This window comes from Streptomyces sp. NBC_01717 (assembly GCF_036248255.1).
Classification (GTDB): Bacteria; Actinomycetota; Actinomycetes; order Streptomycetales; family Streptomycetaceae; genus Streptomyces.
The window spans coordinates 2,967,972-2,991,320 of the sequence record NZ_CP109178.1; the positions used below are offsets into that span (position 1 = coordinate 2,967,972).

17 protein-coding genes and 2 pseudogenes are annotated in these 23,349 nt (G+C 69.7%); 4 read left to right on the forward strand and 15 right to left on the reverse strand.

Annotation, left to right across the window (positions count from 1 at the left end; genetic code table 11):
- Positions 1–194: 194 nt before the first annotated feature.
- Positions 195–2,960, reverse strand: a complete 2,766-nt coding sequence (locus tag OHB49_RS13345) for a helix-turn-helix transcriptional regulator (protein WP_329160460.1) — start codon at positions 2,958–2,960, stop codon at positions 195–197.
- Between the two features lie 133 nt (positions 2,961–3,093).
- Between OHB49_RS13345 and OHB49_RS13350 the strand changes: the two genes are divergently transcribed.
- Positions 3,094–3,516: a transposase gene (locus tag OHB49_RS13350; RefSeq protein ID WP_329166460.1), complete on the forward strand. Its 423-nt coding sequence runs from the start codon at positions 3,094–3,096 to the stop codon at positions 3,514–3,516.
- On the opposite strand, the gene OHB49_RS13355 is transcribed toward OHB49_RS13350, so the two are convergent.
- The 3 genes from OHB49_RS13355 to OHB49_RS13365 all read right to left on the reverse strand — a co-directional run bounded on the left by OHB49_RS13355 (position 3,477) and on the right by OHB49_RS13365 (position 9,292).
- Entirely contained in the window at positions 3,477–4,922 is a 1,446-nt protein-coding gene (locus tag OHB49_RS13355; protein ID WP_329160462.1) for an aldehyde dehydrogenase family protein, read from the reverse strand. The two genes, OHB49_RS13350 and OHB49_RS13355, sit on opposite strands and share 40 nt — an antisense overlap.
- A 196-nt stretch (positions 4,923–5,118) precedes the next feature.
- Positions 5,119–6,690: a PucR family transcriptional regulator gene (locus OHB49_RS13360; protein ID WP_329160464.1), complete on the reverse strand. Its 1,572-nt coding sequence runs from the start codon at positions 6,688–6,690 to the stop codon at positions 5,119–5,121.
- Between the two features lie 172 nt (positions 6,691–6,862).
- Positions 6,863–9,292, reverse strand: a complete 2,430-nt coding sequence (locus OHB49_RS13365; protein WP_329160465.1) for an ATP/GTP-binding protein — start codon at positions 9,290–9,292, stop codon at positions 6,863–6,865.
- Between the two features lie 257 nt (positions 9,293–9,549).
- On the opposite strand from OHB49_RS13365, the gene gabT reads away from it, so the two are divergent.
- Positions 9,550–10,890, forward strand: coding sequence for a 4-aminobutyrate--2-oxoglutarate transaminase (gene gabT, locus OHB49_RS13370; protein ID WP_030978901.1), 1,341 nt, complete (start codon positions 9,550–9,552; stop codon positions 10,888–10,890).
- A gap of 123 nt (positions 10,891–11,013) precedes the next feature.
- A pseudogene (locus OHB49_RS13375) lies at positions 11,014–11,226 on the forward strand (phosphatase PAP2 family protein); the annotation flags it as partial.
- A gap of 83 nt (positions 11,227–11,309) precedes the next feature.
- Here OHB49_RS13375 and OHB49_RS13380 read toward each other — a convergent pair.
- From OHB49_RS13380 to OHB49_RS13390, 3 genes and pseudogenes are all read right to left on the reverse strand, one after another.
- The gene (locus tag OHB49_RS13380) at positions 11,310–11,741 is read right to left on the reverse strand and encodes a hypothetical protein (RefSeq protein WP_329166830.1); all 432 of its coding nucleotides are present in this window, start codon (positions 11,739–11,741) and stop codon (positions 11,310–11,312) included.
- Between the two features lie 5 nt (positions 11,742–11,746).
- On the reverse strand, positions 11,747–12,226 hold the full coding sequence (locus OHB49_RS13385) for a recombinase family protein (RefSeq protein ID WP_329166462.1): 480 nt from the start codon (positions 12,224–12,226) through the stop codon (positions 11,747–11,749).
- Positions 12,227–12,277: 51 nt separating this feature from the next.
- Positions 12,278–12,640: pseudogene (locus OHB49_RS13390) on the reverse strand (recombinase family protein); the annotation flags it as partial.
- A 204-nt stretch (positions 12,641–12,844) separates the two neighbouring features.
- Between OHB49_RS13390 and OHB49_RS13395 the strand changes: the two are divergent.
- Positions 12,845–13,417: a phosphatase PAP2 family protein gene (locus OHB49_RS13395; protein WP_329160466.1), complete on the forward strand. Its 573-nt coding sequence runs from the start codon at positions 12,845–12,847 to the stop codon at positions 13,415–13,417.
- Here OHB49_RS13395 and OHB49_RS13400 read toward each other — a convergent pair.
- The 8 genes from OHB49_RS13400 to OHB49_RS13435 all read right to left on the reverse strand — a co-directional run bounded on the left by OHB49_RS13400 (position 13,402) and on the right by OHB49_RS13435 (position 23,196).
- On the reverse strand, positions 13,402–15,225 hold the full coding sequence (locus OHB49_RS13400) for a chitinase (protein ID WP_329160468.1): 1,824 nt from the start codon (positions 15,223–15,225) through the stop codon (positions 13,402–13,404). The genes OHB49_RS13395 and OHB49_RS13400 overlap by 16 nt on opposite strands.
- A 136-nt stretch (positions 15,226–15,361) precedes the next feature.
- Positions 15,362–15,868, reverse strand: coding sequence for a hypothetical protein (locus OHB49_RS13405; protein WP_329160470.1), 507 nt, complete (start codon positions 15,866–15,868; stop codon positions 15,362–15,364).
- A gap of 139 nt (positions 15,869–16,007) precedes the next feature.
- On the reverse strand, positions 16,008–17,423 hold the full coding sequence (locus OHB49_RS13410; protein WP_329160472.1) for an NAD(P)/FAD-dependent oxidoreductase: 1,416 nt from the start codon (positions 17,421–17,423) through the stop codon (positions 16,008–16,010).
- A gap of 23 nt (positions 17,424–17,446) precedes the next feature.
- Positions 17,447–18,250 carry an ABC transporter permease gene (locus OHB49_RS13415; protein ID WP_313939428.1) on the reverse strand — a complete coding sequence of 268 codons (804 nt, stop codon included), beginning with the start codon at positions 18,248–18,250 and terminating at the stop codon, positions 17,447–17,449.
- The gene (locus tag OHB49_RS13420) at positions 18,250–19,182 is read right to left on the reverse strand and encodes an ABC transporter permease (RefSeq protein WP_030978894.1); all 933 of its coding nucleotides are present in this window, start codon (positions 19,180–19,182) and stop codon (positions 18,250–18,252) included. The genes OHB49_RS13415 and OHB49_RS13420 overlap by 1 nt, the downstream gene beginning before the upstream one ends.
- On the reverse strand, positions 19,179–20,330 hold the full coding sequence (locus tag OHB49_RS13425; protein WP_329160476.1) for an ABC transporter ATP-binding protein: 1,152 nt from the start codon (positions 20,328–20,330) through the stop codon (positions 19,179–19,181). The genes OHB49_RS13420 and OHB49_RS13425 overlap by 4 nt, the downstream gene beginning before the upstream one ends.
- A 58-nt stretch (positions 20,331–20,388) precedes the next feature.
- Positions 20,389–21,639, reverse strand: a complete 1,251-nt coding sequence (locus OHB49_RS13430) for a polyamine ABC transporter substrate-binding protein (protein ID WP_329160478.1) — start codon at positions 21,637–21,639, stop codon at positions 20,389–20,391.
- Between the two features lie 42 nt (positions 21,640–21,681).
- Entirely contained in the window at positions 21,682–23,196 is a 1,515-nt protein-coding gene (locus OHB49_RS13435; protein WP_329160480.1) for a gamma-aminobutyraldehyde dehydrogenase, read from the reverse strand.
- Positions 23,197–23,349: the final 153 nt, after the last annotated feature.

The following is a 23,349-nucleotide window of genomic DNA, read 5'->3' on the forward strand; positions in this document are numbered from 1 at the left end:
CAGGACACAGGGAGAATCAGGTGAGGTCATCGGCGTGATCATGGCGGTCCGCTCGCTTTCCGCGGTGTGTCGCGCGAGGCGCGGGCCGACGGTGTGCCGCCGGCCCGCGCCGGTGCCGCTTCACTCATAACGGTAGGCACACGCCCCCACCCGAGGGCACCACGTGAATGCGTAGTCGTGCTTGGGTCGCGGCGTCAGGGCCGGTCTGTGTCTCCGGGGATCGGCTGGCCGTCCTGCAGCAGCCGGGCAAGCTGAGTACGCGTGGTGACCTTGAGCTTGCGGAAGACTTTGCGCAGGTGGTAGTCGACCGTGCTGGCGCTGATGAGCAATCGCGACGCGATCTCGGGGTTGGTAGCTCCCTCGGCCGCCAGCATCGCAACACGTCTTTCCTGGGGAGTGAGCTGCTCGCCGAACCGAGACCGACGCTTGCGGGTGGGCTCGCCGGCCGCTGACAGTTCGCTGCGGGCCCGTTCGGCGAAACCGTCCATGCCATACCGCACGAACATCTCGTGTGCCTGCCGCAGTTGGTCTCGTGCCTCGAGGTGGCGGCGTTCGCGCCGCAGCCACTCCCCGTACAGAAGATGGACACGGGCCACCGCGGCGCGCAGGCCGGTGCACTCAAGCCGTTCCAAGGCCGTGCGGTACAGGTCCTCGGCGTCCGTGCCAACGGCGAGCAGCGCCCGGCAGTGTGCCTCGATGCCTGCGGCCCAGTGGCTGGAGCAGGGCCTGGTCGTCCGGCACAGCTCCCTCAGCGCCTCGTCGGCCAGGTCCTGGTGTCCGGTACGTACGGCCGCCTCGATGAGCTCGGCCAGTGCCCAGTTGCGGATCCGCTGGACGCTGGAGTCGGCGCCGGCCTGGCGGGCGGATTCGAGCGCCTGATCGTACCGGCACGCACCGTTGTGGAGCACGGCGGTGGCCCACTGCAGGTAGGTCAGCGCCATGCCTTCGCCCCGCGCCATCGCGTCCCGGGTCGCGGTGCGGATCGCGGCAGCGGCCTCATCATCCCGGCCGCGGAAGACGGCGAGCCCCACCTCTGTGTAGGGGACCGGGCCGGCTCCGGTCATGAAAGTGACGTCGGCGGCCGTCTCGGCCAACGACGCGGCCTGCAGGAGTTCCCCGCCCAGCAGGTGCAGTCCCGCACGTGTGGCTGCGGCAACCGGGAGGATGCTGAGTGCTCCTCGTTCCTCGCAGGATCGCAGCAGCCGCGTGGACAGCAGTCGCCATGCCTCGTCGTCCCACAACAGCCCGGCGCCGTGGCCGGCCAGCCACAGCCAGTACAGCTCTTCCTCAGGGGCCAGTTCCTCCGTGGTGAACGCCGACACCGCCTTGCCCAACACCGGAACTGCGGCGTCGCGGCCTTCGACGATCAGGAGCGTCAGCCCGTCCAGCAAGAGGTCGGAGGCGCGTGGCACGGACGCCGCAGGCACCCGGCGAGCGCTGTGGGCAACCTCCGTTATCCGGCACTCGTCGCCCAGCCGGCCGGCGAGCATCGCTGCGGCCAGGGCCTGCAGGTAGACATCCCTTGCACGGGAAGCGTCGATGGACTCGAAGCGGCGGGCCGCGCGCAGCAGCACGGGGGTGGCTCCGCCGCCGAAACTGCGGGCAAAGGCGATCTGTCCTCGCAGCAGCTCACTGTTGGCGGCCCGCAGCTCGTTCTCGGGCCCCCGGTCGGCCAGGGCAAGGAGGTCCAGAGCGCTGTCGTACGCGCCGGCCTGCTGTTTGGCGCGTGCCGCACGCAGCGCCCGCTCTGCCCTGGCGGCGGGGTCGGCCGTGAGCGCGACCGACCGCTCCAGGAATGCCGCGGCGGCAGCGATACCGCCGCGTGCCAGAGCCCGGTGAGCCGACCGCTCGAGCTCCGCTGCGGCTTCCTCGTCGAAGCCGACGGCAGCCTGCGCACGGTGCCAGGCCCGCCGGTCCGGTTCCGAAGGACCGGTGACATCGGCCAGAGCCCGGTGCGCGGCCCGTCGCTGCGACGGCGGCATCGCCTGATAGACGGCCGACCGCACCAGGGGATGGCGGAAGACCACCTGCGTGCCGATGGACAGCAGCCCGTCGGCCTCGGCCGCCGTCGCGGCCGAGACCCCGATTCCCAGACGGGCGGCCGCGCGCCACAGCAGCGCGGAGTCGCCGGTCGGCTCCGCCGCGGCTACCAGGAGCAGCATGCGGGTGGCCGGCGGGAGGCGGAGGACTCTGCTACGGAAACTGTCCTCGATGCGCCCCGGCACAGCTGTGGTGTCCGTCGGACCGAAACCGCATACGAACCCGGCAGCCGTCATGGTCCGGGGCAGTTCGAGCAGGGCCAGCGGATTGCCGCGGGCCTCCGCCGCGATCCGCTCCACGATTCCCTCGTCGATCGGCACGTGCAGAACCGAGTGCAGCAAAGCACGGGCGTCGCCAGGGCCGAGGCCGGTCAGCACCACCTCCTGCAACCCGCCCAGACCACCACCGGCAGTGGCGAACACGAGGCCGAGGGGCTCCGCACCGACGCGGTGCGCCACAAACATCAACGCCTGGGCCGAACCGGGATCGAGCCACTGGGCATCGTCGATCACACAGATCAGCGGTTGGCGGGCCGCCGCCTCGGACAACAGGCCCAGTACGGCCAGGCCCAGCATGAAGCGGTCGGGCGCCGCTCCTGTCCGCAGCCCGAATGCCGCAGCCAGGGCGTCCTCCTGCGGTCCAGGCAGGTGCTCCAGCGTGGCCAGGAACGGCGCACAGACCTGGTGCAACGCCCCGAAGGGCAGCTCCACCTCCGCCTCCACACCGGCGGCCCGCACGACGCGGAAGCCGACCGCAGTCGAAGCCATGTGGTCAAGCAGTGCGGATTTGCCGATACCGTGCTCACCGCGGACCACGAGAGCGCCACCTCGACCGGCTTTGACGGCGTCCTGCCAGCGGTCGAACAACGCAGATTCAGCACGCCGACCCAGAAAAACCGCGGGACGCCCCGGCAACACCATGTTTCCAATCTAGCTGCGGCATCCGGTCCACACCTCTCCGACCTGGGCTCATCCTGTCGAACGCAGCCGTGGCAAGGCCCGACAGCAGCCGCAACACCGACCGCTTCGGACCGCAGAGCCGCGGCGGCTACCCCTGCTGGAGTTAATGACCCTGGTGGAGACCGGGACCCGGGCCCTGATCGGCGTGGTGTTCGGCCCGACCAGAGAGGGCGAGACCGACTATGCCCGCCGGCTGCTGCACCACCTGCGCCCGGACATGCTGGTCCTATGGGACAAGAGCTTCGACGCCAACGCCTTCCTCGCCGCCGTGGCTGGCACCGGCGCCCGGTTCCTGGGCCGGATCCACGCCAACCGCCGCACCCCCGTCCGACCATCGCCACAGGTCAGGGTGCAGATACGCAGAAACGGCCGGAGCCCCCGCACAGTGGGCTCCGGCCGTTCTTCTGCCGCCTGTTGTCGTGCTGTCCAGGCGGATTACAGGCGGCTGAGGTGGACCGGTTCGATCCTGCTTACGGACTACAGGGCGAGGCCGGTGAGGACCAGCACGCGCTCGTAGGTGTAGTCGTCCATCGCGTAGCGAACACCCTCGCGGCCGACGCCGGACTGCTTGGCTCCGCCGTACGGCATCTGGTCGGCGCGGTAGGAGGGGACGTCACCGATGATGACGCCGCCGACCTCGAGGGCGCGGTGGGCGCGGAACGCGGTCTGCAGGTCATGTGTGAACACACCTGCCTGCAGGCCGTACTTGGACGAGTTGACGGAGGCGAAGGCCTCGGCCTCGCCGGCCACCTTCTGAATGGTGAGCACCGGTCCGAACACCTCCTCAGAGGCGAGGGTGACGCCGTCCGGGAGCTCCGTCAGCACGGTCGGCGCGTAGGTCGCACCGTCCCGCTTGCCGCCGGCGAGAAGCTGGGCGCCGGCCTGCACGGCCTCGTCGACCCAGGACTCGACGCGCTTGGCGGCGTCCTCGTTGACCAGCGGGCCGACATCGGTCGCGGCGTCGGACGGGTCGCCGGTGACCTGGGCCTCGACGGCCGCGACGATCTTCGGGACGAGCCGGTCGTAGACCGCGGCGTCCGCGATGACGCGCTGCACCGAGATGCAGGACTGGCCGCCCTGGTAGTTGGAGAAGGTCGCGATGCGGGTCGCGGCCCAGTCCAGGTCCTCGTCGGAGGCGTAGTCGCCGAGGACGACCGCCGCGCCGTTGCCGCCGAGCTCCAGGGTGCAGTGCTTGCGCGGCACCGACTCCATGATCGAGTAGCCGACCGGGGCCGACCCGGTGAAGGAGATCACGGGCAGCCGCTCGTCCTGCACGAGGGCGGGCATGCGGTCGTTGGGCACCGTGAGCACGGACCACGAACCGGCCGGAAGGTCCGTCTCGGCCAGCAGCTCACCGAGGATCAGCGACGAGATCGGGGTGGCCGGGGCGGGCTTCAGGATGATCGGGGCGCCGACGGCGATGGCCGGGGCCACCTTGTGGGCGCTCAGGTTCAGCGGGAAGTTGAAGGGCGCGATACCGAGGACCGGGCCGCGCGGGAAGCGTCGGGTCAGCCCGAGACGACCGGTGCCACCGGCGTCGGTGTCGAGGCGCTGGGCCTCGCCGCTGTTGAAGCGGCGGGCTTCCTCGGAGGCGAACCGGAACACGGAGACGGCGCGGCCGACCTCACCGCGTGCCCACTTGATGGGCTTGCCGTTCTCGGCGGAGATCAGCTGGGCGATCTCCTCGGTGCGCTCCACGAGACGCCGTACGACGTGGTCGAGTGCGGCGGCGCGGACATGGGCAGGCGTCGCGGCGAACTCCTCGCGCACGGCGTGCGCGGCGGCGACGGCCTCCTCGATCTGCGCGTCGGTCGGCACGCTGACCGTGCCGACGAGACGGCCGTCCCAGGAGTTGGTGACGTCGAAGCTGTCCTCGCCGGTGGCCTGGCGGCCGGCGAGCCAGAAGGCGTGGGTGGAAGTCATGGAGGTTCCGGCCCTTCGGAGTCGTGGGGTGTCCTGTCCCCCACCGTAGGGCCGTACCGTCGGCCTGGCGTTTGTCCGGTGCGGAGCAGAAGCGGCCAGGCATGCGCCGGTTTGTCTGATGACCCGGACCTCCTGGACGGTTCATCGCGACCGACCGGCGAGCAGTTACCTGCCCACGGCCCGGACGGGCTTCATCTCACGGCGTCGTCGGGGAACTCGTGGCTTTCAGTGCCAGCCACAGCTCCATCCGCACATCCGGGTCGTCCAGGGAACGGCCCAGGATCTCCTCCACCCGCCGCATCCGGTAGCGCAGGGTGTGGCGGTGCACGCCCAGGTCGGCCGCGGCTGCGTCCCACTGGCCGTGGTGGCTGAGCCAGGCGCGCAGCGAGGCGACCAGGTCGCCGCGGCCCTTCGCGTCGTGTTCGCGCAGGGCGCGGAGCATGCCGTCCGCGAAGGCCCGGACCGCGTCGTCCGCGAGCAGCGGCAGGACCGATCCGGCCGCCAGCTCCTCGTGCTCGACCATGGCCCTGCCCCTGCGGCGGGCGACCGAGAGTGCCTGTTCGGCCTGCTTGTACGCGGCGGAGACGGCGGTCGGACCCGCCGGTGCGGACAGCCCGACGACCACCTCGGTGTCCTCCGGCGCCGCCTGGTCGTGCGGGGTTCCCTCCTCCTGGGCCGCCGCGTACGCCGCGCAGGCGGCGACGGCCGCGCCGCCGTCCGCGGCGAGGACGACCAGCCGTTCTCCTTCGGGGACCATCAGCAGGGCCTCCCCGGACCGGGCGGCCGCCGACTCCATCGCCTCGCCGAGCAGTACCGGTGTCGCCGGATCGGACGCCTCCGCGATCAGCAGGCGGAACGGGGCGTCGAGCAGCCCTCCGTACAGGTCTCCGGCAACGGCCCGCGCATGGTCCGGCTGGCCGGCGAGGAGCATCCGGAGTACCGCACCGCCCAGTCGCTGTTCGGCGCCCTGCAGGGCGCGGGAGCGGGCGGTGGTGAGGGTCAGCAGGGCGACGGCCGAGTGCACGGCGTACCGCTCGGCGGTACCGAGGGCCGACCCGGTGCCCACGGCCAGGGCGCCGCGGGCCCGGCGGCCGGTGCCCAGGGTCTGGAGCTCGACCCGGTCGTCGGAGTCACCGACGACGACGCTCGCCGGGGTGGGGCGGTCTCGCAGCCGTTCCACATCGGGGGTGAGCCGGGCCGCTCTGCGGGCCGCCCAGTCGGGGGCGGCGGCCACGACGGCGCCGGAGGCGTCGTACAGCGCGGCCCAGCCGTCGACCTGGGCGGCGAGTCGGCTGAGAAGTTCGCCGGGCCCCTCTCCGGCGAGTGCGGCCTTGGTGAGATCGCGCTGGGCCTCGAAGCCCGCCGTCACGGCCCGGTACTGGTCGGCGGCGATCGCCGAGGAGACGGCCTTGGCGATGGCGAGGAAGGCGGTGCGGCGTGGGACCTCGAGGAGCGGTAGTCCCGCCTCGTCGGCGGCGTCGATCAGCGGCTGCGGCACCTCGTCGTAGTTGACGCCCACCGCGAAGCCGAGCCCGACGACTCCGGCGGCGGCCAGCCGGCGCACGTACCGACGCATCGCTTCGGGGTTCTCGGCGTCGAGGTTGGTGGCGGTGATGAGGAGGAGTTCGCCGCCCTCCATGTACGGAACGGGGTCGGCCAGCTCGCTGGCGTGCGCCCAGCGCACCGGCGCGTCGAGCCGGTCCGCCCCCGCACGCACAGTGAGTTTGAGCGCCGAATGCTGGACGAGCGAGGCCAGAGTGGGGGGCATGGGACCGCGGGACCTTCGGGAGTCGATTTCGCCGTCCCGTACGAACGGCTCCACCCGATTCTGCCAGGACGGCAGGGTCGGCGGTAACCGCTCTCAGTGACCCGGCACCGCCGCGGCCCACCGGACCCGCTGCGGTGGACCCGGCCCGCACGTCATGGCCCCCGGCCCCGGTTCAGCCGTTCAGGTTCACCAGCAGGGGCGGAGCGTGCTCCCCTCGTACCGTCGTCAGAGACAGCACCGCGTGTCCGGCCGGGACTCGATGGGCCAGTTCGGAGGCCGACCAGCGTTCGCGCTCGACCTGGCGCACGGTCACCGCGTCGGTGGTCACCGCCTTGCCGGTGACCAGCTTGCGGAAGGCGTGGATGGCCCGGGTCATCGGCTGGTCGGCGAAGACCGTGCGCTGGGTGACGTCCCGGGTCTCGACCCATTCCGTACCCCATGCCTCGGCGAAACGCTTGCCGTCCCAGGTGGTGATCCCGGAGAACGCCATCCGGCAGCCGACCGCGCCCAGCAGCGCCGTGTGCAGGCTCTCCGGGACGTCGTCGAGGGTGCGCAGCGTGAGTACGGCCCCGGCGTGCGCCGAGCGCAGTCGCTGGATGCCACGGACGGTGTCGGGGGTCAGCGTGCGGGTCGCGTCGTCGAGGACCAGGCACGCGAAGAGGGAGCGGGCGGCGCGGGCGGCGGCGCTCGCCGTGAACTGGGCCAGGATCAGACGGGCCAGCATCCGCGACGCCTCGGCGTGACCGCGTTCGGGCAGATCGATGCGGACCCTGAGCGGGTGCTCCAGGGCCCGCAGGGAGAACGGGCGGGCCTTGCCCGTGGTGTCGAAGAAATCGGCGAACGCGGGCCGGTCGAGCAGCGCGACCCGGTCGGCGAGTGCGGGTCCCGGGTCTCCGGGCGCGCCGGACTGGCGGGCGCGGGCGTCGAGTTCGCGGTGCATGCTCTGCCCGCCCGCCGCGTCGACGGCCTCACGCAGGGCCGCGAGCGCGGCCGGGACACCGTCCAGCAGCTCCCGCAGTTCGGGGACGGAGGGAAAACGGCCGTGGGCGGCGCGGTAGGGGCCCAGGAGCTGCGCGAGGGCAGTTGCGGCTCGTCTGCTGTCCACTTCGGGGAGGTCCCCGACGAGCCCCTCGGCCAGGACGGCCGCGGCTTCGTCGGGGTCGGTGGTGCCGCCGTAGAGATCGAGGTCGTGGACGGAGGCCGGGTCGCCGAGCTTGACCACGACGTCGAACCCCTCGTCGGCTCCGAGCCGGGTGCCGGTGGCGCACACCGCGACGACGGCGGCCCGCCCGGCGAGCGCCTGAAGGGCGAGGGATTCGACGACGGGCCTGATCAGTGCGCGGCTCTTGCCCGCCCCCGGCGGTCCGACGGCGAGCAGCGAGGTGCCGAGCAGTCCGGGGTCGAGGGCGATTCCGCTGCCGCGGCGCACATAGGGGTTGCGCTCGTTGTCGTCGACCGTGCCGAGCCTGACCTGGTCGACGAGCAGATCGTGCCGGGCGGAGCGGACCGGGAGATCGCGCGCGCCGGAGGGATGGGTGCAGGCGGCGGCGCCGTTGCGCAGCACGGTGTCGGTGAAGGCGGGCAGCCGGGTGCTGTCGGCACGTACGGAGGTCCAGGCGCGTCGGATACGGGCGTAGTCGACGTCGTTCATCCGGCCCGACCGGGCCTCCTGGGCGAGCCTGGCGGCGGCCTGGTCCTGTCCCGCGGCGCGCAGGTCGGGCCACTCGGCCGGATCGTCCGCGCCGCCCGCCGTCCGGGCCTCCGCGTCGTGGCCTGCCTCGCGGGCCGTGCCCCGGTCCGCGGTTCCACGCGCGCTCGGGGTGCCCGCCCCTGCCGTCGGCGGCTGCGGCGGGCGGGAGCCGTCGGCGTTCCTGCGGCGCAGCCGGGACCATCGGCCCAGCTTCGCGAAGGGCCACACGATCACCAGGGTGATCAGGGCGTACAGCGTGTACGTGACCACGGTGGTCAGAGTGCGGTCGGTGCCCATCCACGGGCCGGCCACGAAGCTGAAGGTGAGCTCCATGCCCGGCACCGTCCCCGTCCACACGAGGATCCAGACCAGCAGCGCACCGGCAGCCGCACCGGCCGCGCGGGCGGCGGGTCCTCGGCCGGCGACCGAGCGTTCGAAAGCGGCGGGCCAGTTACCCAACCGGCCGAACCCGTAGACGAAGGCTCCGATGATCAGCAGACGGTAGATGTCGAGCGCGCGTACCGCCCCATGGGTCAGCGGCTGATCGCCGAACGGCCCCCACCAGTCGTCGGGAGTGAACAGCTTCAGCGGGACCCGCCAGTACGGGATGTATCCGTTGCGCCAGAGCGACCACACGAGGATGCAGGCAAGGAGCGAGATCACCGCTCCGCTGAGCAGCGTGCGGTCGGGCGTGCGCTCCGCCTCCTCGGCGGGCCGGTCGCTGTGTCCGGACCGCCAGACACCCGGTTCCGCGAGGGGCCTGGGGATGCGCAGCCAGTCCCCGAGGGAGGGGCCGGTGGCCGGTGCGTGGCCCGGCATGGGCGGCAGTACGGGCGGTGGCGAGCCAGCCGGCCGCGGCACCGAATGACCGGAGCGGGTGCCGCGTGAGTCGTACGTGCCCTCGGTGTCCATGTGCTGTCCCTCGTCCCCTGACCAGCGCCGACCGGTAACCACGGGCGCAGGCGCCCCGATCCCCTCAATCTAGTGCCCAGTAGCACCCCGTCAGACGCTGTCGGGCGGGAAGTCCCGCCACCGGTCGCCGGGCCGTCGCTATGTCCGTGACGGACAACCGCGTCGGGCCACTTCTCCCGAACGGAACATGCCGGACCCCCGGCCTCGCCCCTAGCCTGCAGACAGAGAAGCGTCCGAAACACCCCCAGGAGCCCCTCATGACCGCAATTCCGCAGGAGCGCCGCGTCGTCACTGCCATTCCCGGCCCGAAGTCGGTGGAGCTGCAGGCCCGCCGTCTCGCGACGGTCGCCGCAGGTGTGGGCTCCACCCTGCCGGTGTTCACCGCCCGCGCAGGCGGCGGCATCATCGAGGACGTGGACGGCAACCGTCTGATCGACTTCGGCTCCGGCATCGCCGTGACGTCGGTCGGCGCCTCCGCCGAGGCCGTCGTGCGCCGCGCCTCCGCGCAGCTCGCCGACTTCACCCACACCTGTTTCATGGTCACGCCGTACGAGGGGTACGTCGAGGTCTGTGAGCAGCTGGCAGAGCTGACGCCGGGCGACCACGCCAAGAAGTCCGCGCTCTTCAACTCGGGCGCCGAGGCCGTCGAGAACGCCGTGAAGATCGCCCGCGCCTACACCAAGCGCACCGCGGTCGTCGTCTTCGACCACGGCTACCACGGCCGGACGAACCTGACGATGGCGCTGACCGCCAAGAACATGCCGTACAAGCAGGGCTTCGGTCCGTTCGCGCCCGAGGTCTACCGGGTTCCGGTGGCGTACGGCTACCGCTGGCCGACCGGTGCGGAGAACGCCGGTGCCGAGGCTTCGGCCCAGGCCATCGACCAGATCACGAAGCAGATCGGCGCGGACAACGTCGCCGCGATCATCATCGAGCCGGTGCTCGGCGAGGGTGGCTTCATCGAGCCGGCGAAGGGCTTCCTCCCGGCGATCGCGCAGTTCGCCAAGGACAACGGCATCGTCTTCGTCGCGGACGAGATCCAGTCCGGCTTCTGCCGTACCGGCCAGTGGTTCGCCTGTGAGGACGAGGGCATCGTCCCCGACCTGATCACCACCGCCAAGGGCATCGCGGGCGGTCTGCCGCTCTCCGCCGTGACGGGCCGCGCCGAGATCATGGACGCCGCGCACGCGGGCGGCCTCGGCGGTACGTACGGCGGAAACCCGGTGGCCTGCGCGGGTGCGCTCGGCGCCATCGAGACGATGCGCGAGCTGGACCTGAACGGCAAGGCCAAGCGCATCGAGGAGGTCATGAAGGGCCGCCTCGCCGAGATGCAGGCGAAGCTGCCGAACGGCGATGTCATCGGTGACATCCGTGGCCGTGGCGCGATGATCGCGATCGAGCTGGTGAAGGCCGGCACGAAGGACCCGAACCCGGAGGCCGCCGCGACGCTCGCGAAGGCCTGCCACGCGGAGGGCGTGCTCGTCCTCACCTGTGGCACGTACGGCAACGTGCTGCGCTTCCTGCCGCCGCTGGTGATCGGCGAGGACCTGCTGAACGAGGGACTCGACGTCATCGAGCAGGCTTTCGCCCAGATCTGATCCGATCCTGGCACCGATACCGACCGGGTCCACGTGAGGGCCTGTGAAGAACGTGTGGGGGGCCCATGGCGGGATCCGGTTCCCGCTGTCGGTCCCCCGCCGGCTGCCGTACGGTTCCTGCAGATGAGAGAAACACCCCGCTCGCAGGGGACTGCGGGTGAAACCGGGTCGGAGCATCCCCAGCACCGTCCTGGTCGTGCCATCGCGCACACCACTGGAGCCTCCGGCTCCGGAACTCCTCACCGATCGGATGGCCGCTCGCCCCAAACCCCCCGGGGCGCGCGGCAAACCGATCCAGCGGCACGATTGCGGTTCTTTACTGCGGTAAGTAACTGGATCAGCCCGCAACGCCGAAGGGCGGAAGCTACCCCCCCTGCTTCCGCCCTTCGGCTTGCCACACAACTCCCGCGTACGGCAAATCAGGCACGCCGGAACTCCACCCGCTCGATCAGGTCACCGCGCTTGCCAGGTGCGGGGGAACGGGTCAGGCGGACCTGACCAAGCATTGTCGGCGTAAACAGCAGTGCAGCGATGGCCCGTTGAGCGGAAACAGGTGTCCGGAGCCATCGTGTAGTCACATTGCCTCCCGGGCGGAACAGCGTGCTCAGCGCAGTGGGACGGGACAGCTCACGGACCTGGTCCTCAAGTTCCTTGATCTTGCCCTCCAGACGCTCCACGGACCGGGCCAGGATGCGGGCCTCGGCCAGCGTCTCCGACTTGGCCTCTTCCATCTCCCTGAGATCAGCACGGCCCTTGGCCAGCTGATCCCGTAAGGCTGCGGCCTGAGAGTCATTGCCGTCGTCAGAGGAATCTTCGTAAGCATCCGGCCGGTTCAGGTGGGCTACAACCACGCGGGTCAGATCTCGTCCACGCCCGCCTTGTCCACACGCACACAGCCCTTGCCCTTGCAGACGTAGGCGGCTGTATCGCGCTTGTACGAGACGGTGATGGGGCCGGAGCACACGTCGCAGACGACGGCTCCGGTGAACTCGTGCCGTGGTGCGCCCGAATTGCCCGTGAACCGGGACGGTTCGGCCAGCATCGCTTGCACCTCGTAGAACAGCTCGTCGCTGACCAGCCGTTCCCACGACGCCTCGACTGTCGTGCCCTTGGTGGAGCGCAGCCCGATGTAGGCAACGTTCAGGGCCAGGTCACGCATGGTCTCTGGTGAAATCGTCTTGCCCCGGCGGCCGGTGATCCCCTTCGCCGCCCAGTCCCGTGCGATGGCCCGGAAACTGTGACCGGCCCGTGTGCGGGTGAACAGCTCGACAACCAGCGGCGCCTCGTCTGGGTGGGCGTACTGACGGACCGGCACGAGCTTGCCCTTGAGCGTCACGTAATCACGCTTGAACCCGAAGGGGCAAATGCCGTGTGGCTTGCCGTCGCGGGCATTGGCATTGAGTCCACGGAGCGTGCGGCCACTGATCTTGGCGGACTCGTACTCGCTGTCTACGGCGTCTTCCAGCAGGGAGCGGCGATCACGCGGGTTGCCCGGGTCGTACAACCGGCTGTGGGTCGTGACATAGATCCGTACGCCGCGATCTTCACACAGCTCGATCAGGGTGACCCACTCCCCCACCCGGCGAGAACCACGCGATGACTCCCACAACATAAGCACCTCGGCGCCGAACTGGCCGCTCGTCAGCTCGCCCATCAGCCGGTCGTAGCCGTCACGCCCCTTGGTGGCGTAACGGGAGGCGCTCCCCTGGTCCTGGTACGGCGTGCCGAGCGCGAAGCCTTCTCGGTCGGCGGCCCGCTTGTTGTCCTGGCGCTACTCCGGGATGGAGCGCTCCCCCTCGGCGGACACCCGCAGATACTCCCGGGCGGTCAGCGCGGCTGCTGGCAGGCTGTTCATATGACGCCCTCCCCGATTCAGCGGTACCCCCACAGGAGGACCCCCAAGCAAGGTGCTACCCCTCCTGTTCCTGGGTGGTCGGTTCTTCGCATTTCTCTGGTGCCGTCGCTGCTCGCGGTCTTCGCACTCGTCACCTGGCAGGTCGCTGCCGACGGCCCCCTGCTCGGACCGGACGAGCAGATCAGCCGGGCCCTCGTCGGACACGGCCTTGCCCGGCTCACCGAACTCCTCGCCGATCTCGGCAATATGCAGGTCGCGCTCCCGGTGCTGGGCTGCGCGATCGTCTGGGCACTGGTGCGCGGCGCGCGCTGGGAGCCGTTGTACGCGGCGCTCACCATGGCGGCGGTGCCTCTGCTGGTCGTCCCGCTGAAGGACTGGATCGCGCGCCCGGGACCGCTGACCGACGCCACCGGCTACTACCCCTCCGGCCATGCGACGACGGCCGCGGTGGCGTACGGGGCGGCGGCGCTGCTGATCGCGCCGTACACGAAGCGGTCATGGATGATGCCCGTCGCCGCTGTCCTGCTGACAGTGGCGACGGGCATCGGTCTGGTGCTGCGCGGCTATCACTGGCCGCTGGATGTGCTCGCCGGCTGGTGCCTGAGCGGGCTGTTGCTCTTGGCGCTCAGCTGGTCGAGCGGTCGGTCACGGCGACGTCAGCCGCCGAAGTAGGCGTCGAAGTTCTTCGAGAACTCACCGTTGTTGAAGCGGTCCCAGTTGATCGACCACGTCATCAGTCCACGCAGTGCGGGCCAGGTCCCGTGCGTCGCGTACGAACCGCAGTCGGTCTTCTTCGTCAGGCAGTTCAGCGCCTTGTTGACCTCGCCGGGTGTGGTGTAGCCGTTGCCCGCCTGGGTGGAGGCGGGAAGTCCGACGGAGACCTGGTCGGGGCGGAGCGCGGGGAAGACCTTGGTGGTGTCCCCGGCCACCGGGAAGCCGGTGAGCAGCATGTCGGTCATGGCGATGTGGAAGTCGGCGCCGCCCATCGAGTGGTACTGGTTGTCCAGACCCATGATGGAGCCCGAGTTGTAGTCCTGGACGTGCAGCAGGGTGAGGTCGTCACGCAGGGCGTGGATGACCGGGAGGTAGGCGCCGGCGCGCGGGTCCTGGCCGCCCCAGGGTCCCGAGCCGTAGTACTGGTAGCCGAGCTGCACGAAGAACGTCTCGGGGGCCATGGTCAGCACGAACTTGTCGCCGTACTTGGCCTTGAGGGTCTTCACCGCGGAGATCAGGTTGACGATGACCGGGGTGGTCGGGCTGCGGAAGTCGGTGTCGCCGGTGTTCAGCGAGAGCGAGTGGCCCTCGAAGTCGATGTCGAGACCGTCCAGGCCGTAGTCGTCGATGATCTTGCTGACGGAGGAGACGAAGGTGTCACGGGCGGCGGTGGTGGAGAGCTGCACCTGACCGTTCTGGCCGCCGATGGAGATCAGCACCTTCTTGCCCGCGGCCTGCTTGGCCTTGATGGCCGCCTTGAACTCGGCCACGGACTCGACGTTCGGGCACTCGGTGACCGGGCAGAGCGAGAACCGGATGTCGCCCGAGGTGACGGAGGTCGGCTCACCGAAGGCCAGGTCGATGACGTCCCAGGAGTCGGGGACGTCCGCCATCCGCGTGTAGCCGGAGCCGTTGGCGAAGCTGGAGTGCAGATAGCCGACCAGCGCGTGGGTGGGGAGGCCGGAGCCGCCGCCTCCGCCGCCCGCCGTGGTGGTGGCGGTGACGGCTGCGGACTTGGCCGACTCACCGGCGGAGTTGGTCGCGGTGACCTGGAAGCTGTACACGGTCGAGGCGGCCAGGCCCGTCACGGTGGCGGACGTCCCGGTGACGGAGAGGACCTTCGTACCGCCCTGGTAGACGTTGTAGCCGGCGGCCCCCGTGGAGCCGGTCCAGGAGAGGGCGACGGAGGAGGAGGTGGTCGTGCCGGCCCTCAGCCCGGCGGGGGTCGCGGGGATCGCGACGGGGTCGCCGCCGGGGCCGACCAGGGTGAGGTCGTCGGCGTAGTAGGTGGGGGTGCCGTACCACCCGTGGGTGTAGATCTTCACGGACGTCGTCGCGGCACCGGTCTTGAACGTGGTGGTGAGCTGCGACCAGCCGGGAGAGGACTGCGTCCAGGTCGACACATCGGTGGTGCCGGTTCCGGATGCGCCGAGGTAGACATAGCTGCCCTGCACCCAGGCGCTCAGCGTGTACGTGGAGTCCGGCTTGACCGTGACGGTCTGGGAGCACTCGGCGTTGTCGCTGCCGGCCGGTGTCGCCTTGAGTGCGGAAGTTCCGCCGTGGGTGGGTGTGCTGACGGCGGCTCCGCTGCCGCCCGTACAGCTCCAGCCGTCCAGACCGGCCTCGAATCCGCCGTTGCGCGCCAGATCGGTGTCGGCCGCCGCGGCGGACGGCGCCGAGGCCGCCAGGCCACCGGCGACGAGCAGAGCCGCCGAGAGGGCGGCCAGAAGTCCGGAAAATCGGGCGGGGGGTCCCGTGCGTTCCACAACGGCCTCCGTGCAGGGGGGAATTGAGTGTGGCGCCACAACATGGTCCAGACCAATCAGGTTGTCAAGACCTCTGGCACCATCCGGGACCCGCCACAACGGACGTCAGCCCCACCACCTCACTCCCGGCGCCCGTTCAGCCCCCGGCGCCCCACCAGCCACCCCCGCCCCTGCCGCCGCTCAGGCCGCCACCCCGGGCCGTGGCCGTCGCCGCCGCGGCCTCATGCATCGCCAGCTCCAGCAGAGTCGCGTCGGTCAGCGTCCCCGAACCGTCGGGCGGTATCAGCCAGCGCACCCCGCCGGACGCCCGCCCCGGGTACGGCACGAGGATCCAGGCCCCGAGTCCCACTCCCCGCACCCCCGTTCCGATCCAGCGGGCGACCGTACCCGGCGGCACGAAGAAGCCCATGCGGGCGTCGCCGAAGCCGGAGAGGACCGGCCCCGGCCGGTCGACGAGACGGGTGAGCACATCGAACGTCGGATAGCCGAGCTCCCGCGGAAGAATCAGTACGTCCCAGCGCCTGCCTGCGGGAAGGAGCGCAATCCCCTGGGGACTGCGCTCCCATTCCCACCTGCACGCAGCCGGATCCGGTGCCACCGAGGCGAGCCAATCGACTGCCGCCCTTACCTCCGATCCAGTCATGGCCGGCCTCCCTTCCGTGCGCACCGACAGTGCGGACACACGGCGAGAGAGGGGGTTCGGCCCGGATCATTACGCGAGTCGGGACCACCGGTCGAATGTGAATTGGGTCATATGGTGTCCGGTGTCTCCCGGACCTGGGTCAGCTGTCGAAGCCGAGCCCCAGCCGGTCCATGGCGCGCAGCCACAGATTGCGCCGGCCCCCCTGGCTGTCCGCCCTGGCCAGGGACCTCTTGGTGAGTTCGATCCCGGCCCAGGCGAACGGCTCCGGCGGGAACGGCATCGGCCTGGTGCGCACCATCTCCAGACCGGTCCGCTCGGTCCGTTCGCCGGAGAGCAGATCGAGCATCACATCGGCGCCGAACCGGGTGGCTCCGACGCCGAGTCCGGTGAATCCGGCGGCGTAGGCGACCCGCCCCCGGTGGGCCGTACCGAAGAAGGCGGAGAAGCGGGAACAGGTGTCGATCGCACCGCCCCAGGCGTGACTGAAACGTACCCCTGCCAGCTGCGGGAAGCACTCGAAGAACTGACCGGCGAGCTTGAGGAACGTCTCCGGCCGCTGGTCGAGATCCGCGCTGAGCCGGCCGCCGTACGGATAGATCGCGTCATAACCGCCCCACAGGATCCGGTTGTCCTCGGACAGCCGGAAGTAGTGGAACTGATTGGCGCTGTCGCCCAGTCCCTGCCGGTTCTTCCAGCCGATGGAGGCGAGCTGGTCGGCGGTGAGCGGCTCGGTCATCAGCGCGTAGTCGTAGACCGGGACGGTGTACGGGCGCACTCGCTTGACCAGCGACGGGAAGATGTTGGTGCCGAGTGCGACCCGGCGGGCGAGGACCTTCCCGTACGGCGTGCGGACCGCCATCCCGGTGGTGGTCCTGGCCAGTTCGAGGCCCCGGGTGTGCTCGTACACCCGCACCCCCAGATCGAGGCAGGCCCGCTTGAGGCCCCAGGCCAGCTTGGCGGGGTGCAGCATGGCGACTCCGCGCCGGTCCCAGAGTCCGCCGAGGAAGGTCGGTGAGTCGACTTCCGCGCGCAGTGCCTCCCGGTCGAGGAATTCCACTCCGGTGAAGCCGAGCTTCTCGGCTTCCTGGTGCCATTCCCGCAGTTCTTCCAGCTGATGCGGTTCGGTGGCGACATCGATTTCGCCGGTGCGCTCGAATGCGCAGTCGATGGAGTAGCGGGTGACGGCCGCCTCGATGGCGTCGAGGTTCTGCTCGCCCAGCTCTTCCAGCTTCCTGATCTCGTCCGGCCAGCGTTCCAGGCCGTTGGGGAGGCCATGGGTGAGGGAGGCGGCGCAGAATCCGCCGTTGCGGCCCGAGGCGGCCCAGCCCACCTCGTGCCCCTCGATCAGTACGACGTCCCGTTCCGGATCGCGCTCCTTGGCGATCAGCGCGGTCCACAGTCCGCTGTATCCGCCGCCGACGACGAGCAGATCGCAGTGCTCGTCGCCGGTGAGCGCGGGAAGCGCGTCGGGCCTGCCGGGGTCGTCCAGCCAGAACGAGACCGGCCGTGCGCCGGAGAGTGATTGTGCAGCAGTACGCATGGCAGCTGGGGCCATGGTTTCCAACTCCTTCAGGGCTTTCAGGGTCGTGCGCTGTTTTTTCGCCGATTCGAGACGAGCTGGCCGGCGACGACCACCAGAACGGCGATGACGAACATCGCCGTGCCGATGACGTTGATCTGCACGGGCGTGCCGCGCTGGGCCGAACCCCAGACGTACATGGGGAACGTCACGGTCGAACCCGCGTTGAAATTGGTGATGATGAAATCGTCGAAGGAGAGCGCGAAGGCGAGCAGCGCTCCCGCGGCGATTCCGGGGGCGGCGATCGGCAGGGTCACCCGGACGAAGGTCTGCACGGGTCCCGCGTACAGATCGCGGGCCGCCTCCTCCAGCCGCGGGTCCATCGACATCACGCGTGCCTTGACCGCCGTCACGACGAAGCTCAGACAGAACATGATGTGTGCGATGAGGATCGTCCAGAAACCCAGTTGGGCGCCCATGTTGAGGAAGAGCGTGAGCAGCGAGGCGGCCATGACGACCTCGGGCATCGCCATCGGCAGGAAGATCAGCGAGTTGATCGCGCCGCGCGCCCGGAAGCGGTAGCGGACCAGCGCGAAGGCGATCATCGTGCCGAGCGCGGTCGCGCCGATCGTCGCCCAGGTGGCGATCTGGAGGGAGAGCGAGAGCGAGCCGCACATGTCGGCGACGCCGCAGGGGTCCGTCCAGGCGTCCAGCGAGAAGCGCTGCCAGGCGTAGTTGAAGCGCCCGTTCGGCTTGTTGAAGGAGAACACCATCACGACGATGTTCGGGAGGATCATGTAGGCGAGGGTCAGCAGACCCGCGATGACGATCAGATGGCGGCGGAGCCAGCGCAGTACGGGCATCAGACCAGGTCCTCCGTCCCGGAGCGGCGGATGTAGACGGTCACCATCAGCAGGACGACCGCCATGAGGATGAAGGAGAGCGCGGCCGCCATCGGGTAGTCGAGGACGCGCAGGAACTGGGTCTGGATGACGCTGCCGACCATCTTGGTGTCGGTGGAGCCCAGCAGTTCGGCGTTGACGTAGTCACCGCTGGCCGGGATGAAGGTCAGCAGCGTGCCCGAGACGACACCCGGCATGGAGAGCGGGAACGTCACCTTGCGGAAGGTGGTGGCGGGGGTGGCGTAAAGATCGCCGGCCGCCTCGTGCAGCCTGCCGTCGATCCGTTCCAGCGAGGTGTAGAGCGGCAGGATCATGAACGGCAGGAAGTTGTACGTCAGACCGCAGACCACGGCCATCGGCGTGGCCAGTACCCGGTTGTTCTCGGTCCAGCCGAGCCAGCTGGTGACGTCCAGGACGTGCAGGGCGTTCAGTACGTCGACGACCGCGCCGCCGTCCGCGAGGATCGTCTTCCAGGCGAGGGTACGGATAAGGAAGCTGGTGAAGAAGGGCGCGATGACCAGCACCAGCACCACATTGCGCCAGCGGCCCGCCTTGAACGCGATGAGATACGCGAGCGGGTAGCCGAGCAGCAGGCAGAGAATCGTCGCGGTGCCCGCGTACAGCAGGGACCGGATGAACTGCGGGTAGTACTCGGACAGCGCGTCCCAGTAGGTCTGGACGTGCCAGGTGACCTCGAACCCCTTCTCCAGGGATCCGGTCTGTACGGAGGTCGATGCCTGGTAGACCATCGGCAGGGCGAAGAAGACGACCAGCCAGAGGATGCCGGGGAGCAACAGCCAGTACGGGACGAGCCGCTTTCGGGTGGAGGCCTTGCGTACGGGGAGTTCGGCGGGGTCCTTGGGCGGCGCGGGCGGCGCTTCGGTGACGGTCACGTCGCGTCCTCCACCGTCTCGACACCGGCGTCGATGTCCTGGGCCGCGTCAAGGCCGAAGGTGTGCTCCGGGTCCCAGTGCAGGACGACCTCGGCGCCGCGGGTGAGTCCCGCGCGGTGCCCGACGTTCTGCTCGTACACCTGCAGTGCCTTGCCGGCCGGGCTCTCCACCACGTACTGCGTGGAGACGCCGATGAAGCTGGAGTCGACGATCCGGCCGGTCACCCGGTTGCGTCCGGCGGCTATGGTGTCCGCTTCGCCGGCGGATGCGAGGGAGATCTTCTCCGGGCGGATGCCGACCAGGATCCTCCCGCCGATGGCGGTGGGGGCCGAGCATCGCCCGGCGGGCAGTCGCAGTGTGCTGCCGCCCGCGCCGACGAGGATGTCCGTGCCGGACTCGGTGATCTCGCCCTCGATCAGGTTGGAGGTGCCGAGGAAGTTGGCGACGAAGGTCGTCTTCGGGTTCTCGTACAGGTCGGCGGGGGCGCCGAGCTGCTCGACGCGGCCCGCGTTCATCACCGCGACGGTGTCGGCCATGGTCATGGCCTCCTCCTGGTCGTGGGTGACATGGATGAACGTGATGCCGACCTCGGTCTGGATGCGCTTGAGCTCCAGCTGCATCTGGCGGCGCAGCTTCAGGTCGAGGGCGCCGAGCGGCTCGTCGAGGAGGAGCACCTGCGGGTGGTTGATCAGGGCGCGGGCGACGGCGACGCGCTGCTGCTGGCCGCCGGACAGCTGGTGCGGCTTGCGCTTCGCGAAGTCGCCGAGCTGAACGAGCTCCAGCATGTCGTCGACCTGCTTCTTCACCGACTTGATGCCGCGCCGGCGCAGACCGAAGGCGACGTTCTCGGTGACGTCCAGGTGCGGGAAGAGCGCGTAGCTCTGAAAGACGGTGTTGACGGGCCGCTTGTACGGGGGCAGGTCGGTGATGTCCCGGCCGCCGAGCGAGATGGTGCCGGTGGTGGCCTCCTCCAGCCCCGCGATCATCCGCAGGGTGGTGGTCTTGCCGCAGCCGGACGCTCCGAGCAGGGCGAAGAAGGAGCCCTGGGGGACGGTCAGGTCGAGCGGTTGGACGGCGGCGAAGGAACCGTACGTCTTGCTGATCCCGGTGAGGCGGACGTCGCCGCCTTCTGTCTGCTGCTGTGTCATGGGTCGCAGTCCCAGTGGTGTCAGGGGGAGATCGGGCGAGAGGGAAAAGGCACCGCGGTCAGGCGCCGATGAGCTTGGCGAACTTCTCCTCGTACGCCGTCTCTTCCTTGCTTGTCAGCGAGCGGAAGGCGTGCGATCGGGCCGCCATCTCCTTGTCGGGAAGGATGAGTGTGTTGGCGGCCATCGCCTTGTCGATCTTGGTGAGTTCCTCGCGGACACCGTCGACCGGACAGACGTAGTTGATGTACGCGGCGAGCTGGGCGGCGACCGGCGGCTCGTAGTAGTAGTCGATGAGCTTCTCGGCGTTGGTCTTGTGCCGGGCCTTGGCGGGGACCAGCATGTTGTCGCTCGACGTGATGTAACCGGCGGCCGGGATCGCGTACTTGATGTCCGGGTTTCCGGACTGGAGCTGGATGATGTCGCCGGCCCACGCGATGCAGGCGGCGATGTCACCCTTGTCGAGGTCCGCGGTGTAGTCGTTGCCGGTGAAGCGGCGGATCTGCTTCTTGTCGACGCCCTTCTGGATCCGGCCGATCGCCGCGTCGAAGTCGGCGTCCGTGAACGTCCCGGGGTCCTTGCCCATGTCGAGCAGGGTCATGCCGACGGAGTCACGCATCTCGGAGAGGAACCCGACCCTGCCCTTGAGGGAGGGGTCGTCGAGCAGCTGCGTGATGGAGTCGACCTTGCGCCCGCCGGTCGCCTTGGAGTTGTAGGCGATGACGGTCGGAATGCCCGTCCAGGGGTACGAGTGGGCGCGGCCCGGGTCCCAGTCGGGGGTGCGGAACTGGGACGACAGGTTGGCGAAGGCGTGCGGCAGGTTCACCGGGTCGAGCTTCTGGGCCCAGCCGAGCCGGATGATCCGCGCGGCCAGCCAGTCGGTGACGATGATGAGGTCGCGGCCGGTGTCCTGGCCCGCGGCCAGCTGCGGCTTTATCTTGCCGAAGAACTCGACGTTGTCGTTGATGTCCTCGGTGTACTTGACCTTGATCCCGGTGCGTTTCGTGAACGCCTCCAGCGTGGGCCGGTGCTTCTCGTCCTCACTGACGTCCATGTATTCGGTCCAGTTGGAGAAGTTGATCTGCTTCTCCTTGGCCGAATGGTCGTCCGAGGCCGCTGCTGCGTCCCCCTCCCGCTTCGCGGGCGGGATGCCGCATGCGCTCAGCGTCCCCAGTCCGCCGAGCGCGAGCGCGCCCATGCCGGAGGCGCGGATGAGCGAACGCCGGGTGAGGGCGCCTCTGCCATTGGTCAGACTGCGCCGCATCGCGGCCAGCTGCGCCGAAGAGAGGTGCTCGGGCTCGTACTGCTCCATGCGCATTGCCCTTTCGGGTGGGAATGGCCGTGGTCGGCCGGGCTATCGGTCCCCGAAGATCGTGCGGTGCCAGTCCTTGCGGGCGACCGCGGTGTTGTCGTACATCACATGCTTGACCTGTGTGTACTCCTCGAAGGAGTACGCCGACATGTCCTTGCCGAAGCCACTGGCCTTGTATCCGCCGTGCGGCATCTCGCTGATGATCGGAATGTGGTCGTTGACCCAGACGCAACCCGCCTTGATCTCGCGGGTGGCGCGGCCCGCCCGGTACACGTCCCGGCTCCAGGCGGAGGCGGCGAGTCCGTACGGGGTGTCGTTGGCGAGAGCGATGCCCTCGTCGTCGGTGTCGAAGGGCAGCACGACCAGGACCGGACCGAAGATCTCCGACTGGACGATCTCGCTGTCCTGGGCGGCTCCCGCGACCAGTGTCGGCCGGTAGTACGCGCCGTCCTCGAGGACGCCGCCGGGGGCCTCGCCACCGGTGACGACGGTGGCGTACGCACGGGCACGCTCGACGAATCCGGCGACCCGGTCCCGCTGGGCATGGCTGATCAGCGGGCCGAGGTCGGTCGACGGATCGAAGGGGTCACCGAGCCGTACGGTCTCCATCAGCTCAGCGACCCCTTGGACGAAGGCGTCGTAGAGCGGGCGCTGGACGTAGGCGCGGGTGGCGGCGGTGCAGTCCTGGCCGGTGTTGATGAGCGCTCCGGCGACCGCGCCGTTGACGGCGGCGTCGAGGTCGGCGTCGTCGAAGACCAGGAAGGGGGCCTTGCCGCCGAGTTCGAGGTGGAGGCGCTTGACGGTGGCGGTGGCGATCTCGGCGACCCGCTTGCCCACCGCGGTGGAGCCGGTGAAGGACGTCATCACGACGTCCGGGTGACCGACGAGGTGCTCGCCCGCGTCCTTGCCCGCCCCGGTGACGATGTTGATCACACCGTCCGGGATGCCGGCCCCGGTGGCCGCCTGCGCGAACATCAACGAGGTCAGCGGGGTGATCTCGGCGGGCTTCAGCACGATCGTGTTACCTGCCGCGATCGCCGGGAGGATCTTCCAGGCGGCCATCTGGAGCGGGTAGTTCCACGGGGCGATGGAGCCGACGACACCGATCGCCTCACGGCGTACGTACGAGGTGTGGTCGCCGTCGTACTCGCCCGCGGACCTGCCCTCCAGATGGCGGGCGGCGCCCGCGAAGAAGGAGGTGTTGTCGATGGTGCCCGGAACGTCGAACTCGGTGGAGAGCTTGATCGGCTTGCCGCACTGGAGCGACTCGGCGTACGCGAAGTCGTCGGCCTGCTCGGCGAGTGCGGCGGCGAAGCGGTGCATCGCCTCGGACCGCTCGGCCGGCGTGGCGCCGGACCAGCCGGGGAAGGCTTCCCGGGCGGCAGCGACGGCCGCGTCTACATCGGCGGTGCCCGCCAGTTCGTATGTGTGGACGGTCTCGCCCGTAGCCGGGTTCACAATCGCGTGACTGCGTCCCGATGTACCGGACCGCAGACTTCCGCCGATGTACTGCGCGCCGTCCGCGAAGCGGTCCTGCACCTGGAAGCCGTTGCCCATGACGCTCTCCTCCGCCGCTGTCCCCGTCGACCGGGGCGGCGTAGCTTCTGCTCGAATTGAGTGCCGATCCTGACAGAGGACACCGAGCCCAACAAGTGATTCCGTTGTTGCCTTTTGGTTACGCAACGGAATCTGTCGACCATGTGTCGCGTC

Excerpts from the sequence above, each read along its gene's own strand:
- OHB49_RS13425 (WP_329160476.1), bottom strand. The coding sequence starts at position 20,330 with ATGACACAGCAGCAGACAGAAGGCGGCGACGTCCGCCTCACCGGGATC.
- OHB49_RS13435 (WP_329160480.1), bottom strand. The coding sequence starts at position 23,196 with ATGGGCAACGGCTTCCAGGTGCAGGACCGCTTCGCGGACGGCGCGCAG.
- OHB49_RS13430 (WP_329160478.1), bottom strand. The coding sequence starts at position 21,639 with ATGGAGCAGTACGAGCCCGAGCACCTCTCTTCGGCGCAGCTGGCCGCG.
- OHB49_RS13405 (WP_329160470.1), bottom strand. The coding sequence starts at position 15,868 with ATGACTGGATCGGAGGTAAGGGCGGCAGTCGATTGGCTCGCCTCGGTG.
- OHB49_RS13360 (WP_329160464.1), bottom strand. The coding sequence starts at position 6,690 with ATGCCCCCCACTCTGGCCTCGCTCGTCCAGCATTCGGCGCTCAAACTC.
- OHB49_RS13345 (WP_329160460.1), bottom strand. The coding sequence starts at position 2,960 with ATGGTGTTGCCGGGGCGTCCCGCGGTTTTTCTGGGTCGGCGTGCTGAA.
- gabT (WP_030978901.1), top strand. The coding sequence starts at position 9,550 with ATGACCGCAATTCCGCAGGAGCGCCGCGTCGTCACTGCCATTCCCGGC.
- OHB49_RS13410 (WP_329160472.1), bottom strand. The coding sequence starts at position 17,423 with ATGGCCCCAGCTGCCATGCGTACTGCTGCACAATCACTCTCCGGCGCA.
- OHB49_RS13355 (WP_329160462.1), bottom strand. The coding sequence starts at position 4,922 with ATGACTTCCACCCACGCCTTCTGGCTCGCCGGCCGCCAGGCCACCGGC.
- OHB49_RS13415 (WP_313939428.1), bottom strand. The coding sequence starts at position 18,250 with ATGCCCGTACTGCGCTGGCTCCGCCGCCATCTGATCGTCATCGCGGGT.
- OHB49_RS13365 (WP_329160465.1), bottom strand. The coding sequence starts at position 9,292 with ATGGACACCGAGGGCACGTACGACTCACGCGGCACCCGCTCCGGTCAT.